At 63.9% G+C, this 5,057-nt stretch carries 5 protein-coding genes; all 5 read right to left on the bottom strand.

Annotated elements, in window-relative coordinates; all coding sequences use genetic code 11:
- Positions 1-470: alpha/beta fold hydrolase (locus JWR14_RS26105; RefSeq protein WP_299714253.1), on the bottom strand; the 470-nt coding region annotated here is incomplete at its 3' end.
- Complete coding sequence (locus JWR14_RS26100) at positions 470-1,816, bottom strand: extracellular solute-binding protein (protein ID WP_299714251.1); 1,347 nt, start codon at positions 1,814-1,816, stop codon at positions 470-472. The genes JWR14_RS26105 and JWR14_RS26100, both read right to left, overlap by 1 nt.
- 48 nt (positions 1,817-1,864) lie before the next feature.
- A complete protein-coding gene (locus JWR14_RS26095; RefSeq protein ID WP_299714248.1) occupies positions 1,865-2,764 on the bottom strand; it encodes a carbohydrate ABC transporter permease in 900 nt (299 codons plus the stop codon).
- Complete coding sequence (locus JWR14_RS26090; protein WP_299714245.1) at positions 2,761-3,699, bottom strand: sugar ABC transporter permease; 939 nt, start codon at positions 3,697-3,699, stop codon at positions 2,761-2,763. The genes JWR14_RS26095 and JWR14_RS26090 overlap by 4 nt, the downstream gene beginning before the upstream one ends.
- On the bottom strand, positions 3,696-5,057 hold a 1,362-nt coding region (locus tag JWR14_RS26085; RefSeq protein ID WP_299714242.1), incomplete at its 5' end, for a D-aminoacylase. The genes JWR14_RS26090 and JWR14_RS26085, both read right to left, overlap by 4 nt.

The raw sequence follows: 5,057 nt of genomic DNA, 5'->3' as shown, positions 1-5,057 counted from the left end.
GCTAGCTTCGCGTCGGACGGAGGATGAAGAAAGAAGCCGTTGACGACCGGGGTTATCGCGGCTTCATCCCAGGGCGCGGCTTCCATGGCGTCGGCTTTCGCGAGCGCCGCTGCGGGGTCCGCGGTTGTCGCACCGGTCGCGACCAGCAGCAGGCGCTCGACGCGCTCCGGGTAGCGGAGCACAAAGTGTTGGGCCACGACTCCGCCCATGGATCCGCCGATCAGCTTGATGCGCGCGATGTCGCGCGCATCAAGCTGACGGGCGAGCGAGTCCGCGAGGCCGGTCATGGTGTATGGCCCGTGTTCGTCCGCCGACGCACCGAAGCCCGGCAGGTCTGGCGCCACGCAGCGAATACCGGCTGCCGCGAGCCGGCCGGCGGTCGGCTCCCAATACGCTGACGACTGGCAGAACCCGTGCAGGAAAACCGCGGGGGGATTTGCGCCGTCATGCTCCAGCGTGAAATAGCTCATCAGCTTGCCTCTTTCTTCAGTTGCTGCGCTTTTTTGGCCGACGCGGTGAGCGCCGCGAGGGGCGTGGTCTGCCGCATCAGTACTGCCTGGATCTGCTGCTGTGTGAAGCGGTCCCATTCGGTGTACCAGGTGGTGCTGATGTTCTCGCGCGTTCGCGCATGCGCCATCTGCTGCTGGAAAATGGCTGGCTCGTAGCCCAATTGTTTCTGCGAGGCTGCGATTTGCGGGTCCGTGTCGAGCGACTTGAACGGATAGCCGACGCCATACTTCAGGTACCACGTCTGCGCAGACGAGTACTGACCGTGGGCGTCCTTGCCGCCAAGAAAGTACATCAGACGCCAGGCCGCATCGCGGGACTTGGTCTGGGAACTCATGCCATACAAGCGCGCCCATCCCATCGGACCCTGGCCGGCATCCTTGAGCCCGGGGAATCTCGTCATGTGGATATTGCCGGCGCGCTTGCTGTACTGCGAATTGTTCGAGCGCGGGAAGACGTTGCCGACATTGGATGTGAAGATGCCCTGTCCGCTCAGGAACGTGTCGCGCACTTGGGTGTCGTCGAGCTCGAGGCCGCGCGGATCCAGGATCTGCGAGCCATGCATCGCGTCGAGCATCCATTCGAGAACACTCAGCGCGGTCTTGTCCTCATTGGGGAACACTGGATCCATGGCGGGATTGAACAGGTGCCCGCCAGAGGCGAATACCATGGACCAGAACTCGCTCAGCCCGTCCACGTTCGTCTTGTATCCCTTCAGTATCGGGTACTGGGCGATGCCGGCCTTCTTCACCTCCAGCGCCGCGGTCTTCAACTGGTCGAGCGTGACCGGTGCTTCCTTCACGCCGGCTTTGTCGAGCGCCGCGCGGTCGTAGATGTAGACGTAGATGTCGCCATAGTAGGGCGTTCCGTACTGCTTGCCCTTGTAGAAGAGCGCTTCGCGATCGAAGGGGAAGATGTCCTTGTTCAACGCGTCAAGCCCGGGCAGGCCGTCGATAGCCTGCAACCAGCCGGCGTCGACCCACGCGCCCAAGTCCGTGTCGCGCACGTAGAACGCATCCGGCTGGGAGCCCGCGTTGAAGAGCGCGATCATCTTCTCGTTGTACAGCTGCATGTCGAGTGGCGTGTAGTTCACCTTGATGGCGGGGTTCTCGGCCATGAACTGCTTGAGCCGCTGTTCAACTACCTGAGGCTCGAAGGCCCAGCCCGCGAACTGAACGGCAGCGTCGGCCGCGCGCGCGGAGGACATCAGCCCGAGGTTGCCGACGGTGGCGCCGGCGCCGGCAAGTGCTGACAGCGTGAGGAATCTGCGGCGGGACATCGGACTATTAAGATCGTCATTGGGCGGCATCGCGGTCCTCCTTGAGGCCATGAGATTGCGTTAAACGGTTGGTCACGATCAGTCCTTCACGGCGCCGCTGGTGAGGCCCTGAACAATCAGGCGCTGGAACAGGAACGCCAGCGCCAGGGGCGGGATGATCGCAAGCACGCCGCCCGTTGCCATCAGCGTGCGTTGGGTCGTCACGTCGGTGGCAAATCCCGCGACAACCACGGGCAAGGTCTTCGAGGCGGTCGTGCTGGTCAGGATCACGGCAAACAGGTAGTCGTTCCAGGCGGTCATGAAAGCGAACATCGCCGCGGAGACAAGTCCGGGCATTGCAACGGGCAGCAGCACCTTGACGAGCATCTGCAGCCAGCTGCAACCATCCATGAACGCCGCTTCCTCAAGTGAGCGCGGGATGGTCTGGAAGTAGTTCTTCAGCAGCCAGATTGTGAACGGCAGCGTGAAGGTCACATAGGTTGTGATCAGCGCGGACAGATGGTCCAGCATGCCGAGGTTCTTCAGCGTCAGATACAGCGGCACGATGAGCGCAATGCCCGGGACCATGCGCGAGCCGAGATAGACACCGAGAAGCGCGTTTTGCCCGCGAAAGCGCAGGCGCGCCAGGCTGTAGCCAGCCAGCGTGCCGAGCACGAGGTTGGCGACAGCCGTGCCCAACGCGGCGAGCAGCGAGTTCACCATGCCCGGAAGCATTTCCTCCGCGGCGCGGCCACCCACCAGGGCGTTCGCTCCTGAAGGATGGAAAAACGTCCGATAGTGTTCGAGCGTCGGGTGCAGGGGAATCCACTGCGTAGGTACTGTAAGGGCGTCGCGTTCGTGCATGAAGCTCGTCAGCAACAGCCAGCAGAACGGCGCCAGGATGTAGATCGCGATGGCAATGCCGGCGAGCGCCAGGAATGCCGTGCGACGCGAGCGGCGGCCGGCGGGCGTGAAAAAACGGATGGGCAAGGTACTCATGCTTCGATGTCTCCGCGTCCGTAGAGCACCCGAAAATAGGCCAGCGCGAGCGCGAGCGTAATCAGGCTGACCAGCCACGCGTATGCATTGCCATGGCCAAAATCGAGGTTGCTGAACGTGGTCAGGTAGGTCTGCCAGGTGAGCGTGGTGGTGGCCGTGCCGGGACCTCCCGCAGTGAGCACATAAATCACGTCGAACGCGCGAAGCGCCGACATCGTCTGGAGGATCAGTACGACCAGCAGCGACTGCGAAAGCCAGGGCAGGGTGATGTATCGAAAGAGCTGGTGCTTGCTCGCGCCATCCATGCGGGCTGCCTCGTAAAGTTCTGCGGGAATGCGTTGCAGTGCAGAGAGCAGGAGGATGACGGCAAGCGGCAAGAGGCTCCAGACTTCGGAGAATACGAGTGCGAGCAGGGCGGACGTGGGTGTCGACAGCCAGCCTCGGTACTGGTCGAGCAAGCCAAGGCTCACGAGGAGGCCGTTGAGCGCGCCCACCTTTGCGTCATAGATCCATTGCCACATCAGGCCGTTCACCACGGGCGGGATTGCCCACGGCAGCAGGACCAGCGTGCGCACCAGCGCCCGCCCGGGAAACTCGCGGTTGAGCAGCAGGGCAATGAGGATACCCAGCACCACCACCAGCATGACCACGAGCACCGTGTACTCGACGGTGATCCACAGCGAAGTCCAGAACTCGGGTGACTGGAGTATGTCTGTATAGTTCGATATCCCGACGAATTTGAACGCGCGCGGTCGCTGCAGGTTGTACCGGTGCAGGCTGATCCAGGCCGAGTAGGCGATAGGGAACGCGGACAGCACGCAGATCGCGAGAAGCGCCGGCGTATTGAGCAGCCAGGCGAAGGCCCGGCGATCGTAACCAACACGCTTCATGCGCTGGCTGGGTTTGGCGGCTGGTAACGACAGCGACGGTCTCATGAGCGGCTCCCCAGGCGCAGGAACTTGCCGGCACGAGCGCCGGTGGCGCCTCGCGCATCGTAAGTCATCGTGCCGCTCACCATCACGTTTTCTATGCCGCCCGCGCGCAGGGTCGGCTGCTCGTAGGTGGCGCGGTCGATAACGAGATCCGGATCGAACACGACCAGGTCTGCGTGGTTGCCCACGGCGACCTCGCCACGGTCCAGCAGATTGAAGCGGCGCGCGGACAGGCCGGTCATGCGGTGCACTGCCTCCTCCAGCGGAAACAGGGCGAGTTCGCGCGAGTAATGCCCGAGCACACGTGGAAAGGTGCCCCACAGGCGGGGGTGAGGATGACTGTCGTGCGGCAGGCCGTCGGAGCCGATCATCGTCGCCTCGTACTGCAGGACGCGTCGCACGTCGTCCTCGCGCATCTGGAAGTAGCTCGCGCCGCCCGGCTGCAGGCGCCCGCAAGCCTCCTTCTGGCTGCAGTTCCACTCGCGCGCAATGTCAGCGAGCAGGCGCCCGCTCATCGCGGGATAGGGCTCGGACCACGTCACCATGACCTCGATGACATCGTCCACCAGGTCCGGACGCAGAACGGTCGAGCCGGCGACGTAAGGATAGGCGTCCAAACCGATCGGCTGGCCACGTCGAGCAGCGTCGATGTGCGCCAGCGTCTCGAACGAGCGTCCCCAATTGGCCGGTCCCGCGCACTTGTGATGCGAGATCACGAGGGGTAGCCCGGCATCGCGCGCGGCCGTGAACGCTTCATCAAGCGAAGCTATGACGTCCTTGGCTTCATCGCGGATGTGGGCGGTGTAGACGCCCCCCGCTTCGGCCGCGATGCGCGCCAGCAGCGTCACCTCGGCCGTGTCCGAGGCCGCGTTGGTGTCATAGAAGAGCCCGCTGCTGAATCCGGTCGCACCCGCGGCCATCGCTTCGCGCATGAGATCAGCCATCTTCGCCTGCTCCGCGGGCGTCGCGGCGCGGTAAGGGTCGTCCATTGTCGCGACACGCAAGGTGGAATGTCCGACGAGGGCCGCCACGTTGACGGCAGGCCGCGCGGCATCGACGGCTTGGGCGTACGCCCGCATCGTCGGATAGACATGCTTGCCCGAGCCGCCCAGGAGAGTCAGCGGCGCCGGCACGTCCGGATGGACCAGCGGTGCGAGGCTGATGCCGCAATTGCCCACCACGACCGTGGTCACGCCCTGGCTCACCTTGGGCAACATGGCTGGCGATGACAGAACGCTTTGGTCGTCATGCGTGTGCACGTCGATGAATCCCGGGGCGACGATTCTCCCGGCTGCATCGATCGAGGTCGCCCCGCGCACCTCGAGATCCGCGCCGATTTCGCTGATGCGCCCGTTTTCCAC

The sequence above is a fragment of the Caballeronia sp. genome, assembly GCF_028292365.1.
Classification (GTDB): Bacteria; Pseudomonadota; Gammaproteobacteria; order Burkholderiales; family Burkholderiaceae; genus Caballeronia.
Note: the sequence above shows the minus strand (reverse complement) of the source record. Positions and strands in the feature narration are given on the sequence as shown.

What these genes read in the sequence shown, in the direction of transcription:
- JWR14_RS26100 (WP_299714251.1), bottom strand. Translation starts at nt 1,816, where the DNA reads ATGCCGCCCAATGACGATCTTAATAGTCCGATGTCCCGCCGCAGATTC.
- JWR14_RS26095 (WP_299714248.1), bottom strand. Translation starts at nt 2,764, where the DNA reads ATGAGTACCTTGCCCATCCGTTTTTTCACGCCCGCCGGCCGCCGCTCG.
- JWR14_RS26090 (WP_299714245.1), bottom strand. Translation starts at nt 3,699, where the DNA reads ATGAGACCGTCGCTGTCGTTACCAGCCGCCAAACCCAGCCAGCGCATG.